Annotated in this window: 1 protein-coding gene; it reads left to right on the top strand. The window is 75.4% G+C overall.

The window, feature by feature from the left end; translation table 11 throughout:
- Nucleotides 1–555, top strand: a 555-nt coding sequence (locus tag FV228_RS34650) for a hypothetical protein (RefSeq protein WP_246694114.1), incomplete at its 5' end; no start/stop codon positions are given.
- Nucleotides 556–682: the final 127 nt, after the last annotated feature.

The raw sequence follows: 682 nt of genomic DNA, 5'->3' as shown, positions 1-682 counted from the left end.
GCGGCCGAGCCGGCCGCCCGGTCCGGCACCTACGACAGCCTGACCCTGGCGATCTCCGGCGATGAGGTGGCGGGGGTCTTCGCCGAGCAGCGGGGGGCGGCTGATGCCGGTAGCCCGCAATTCGCCTGCGTCTTCCTCCTGCGCGGGACCCTCGCGGGCGACCGGGCCAAGGTCGAGACGTGGTTTCCCGACGAGCCGGAGCGCATCCCGGGGGACCTCTCCTTCACCCCGGACGGCGCCGCCCTGACCCTCGCGGAGGATCACGGCGGTTGTTCGATGACCACGGGCACCATGGTGGGGACCCCCTACGCGCTCTCGCGGCGTGCTGCGGCGACCCCGTCCGGATGGATCGGCGTCGGCCTCGTGACGGCCGAGCGCACGGCCTTCCGGCCGGAACCCGGCCCGGCTCCGGCCCGGGCGCCCTACCTCGTCCGGCTCGATCCCGTCGCGGTGGTGGAGCGGCGGGACGCCTGGGTGCGCGTGCGCTACCGGGGGGAGAAGGCCCCGGTCATCGGCTGGCTGCCGGCGGCCGACCTCGCCGTGGTGACGCCCTGACCCCCTCGCCGCTCGAACGGGCCGAAGGCCCGCCGCCGACCACAAGATGTCCCATGCGCCGAACGCTGTCCCACACCCTCCTCCAGCTGATCCTCGTTGCCGGCCCGGCCGTCGCCCAGGCCCCCGC

The organism is Methylobacterium sp. WL18 (genome assembly GCF_008040015.1).
Taxonomy (GTDB): domain Bacteria; phylum Pseudomonadota; class Alphaproteobacteria; order Rhizobiales; family Beijerinckiaceae; genus Methylobacterium; species Methylobacterium mesophilicum.
Note: the sequence above shows the minus strand (reverse complement) of the source record. Positions and strands in the feature narration are given on the sequence as shown.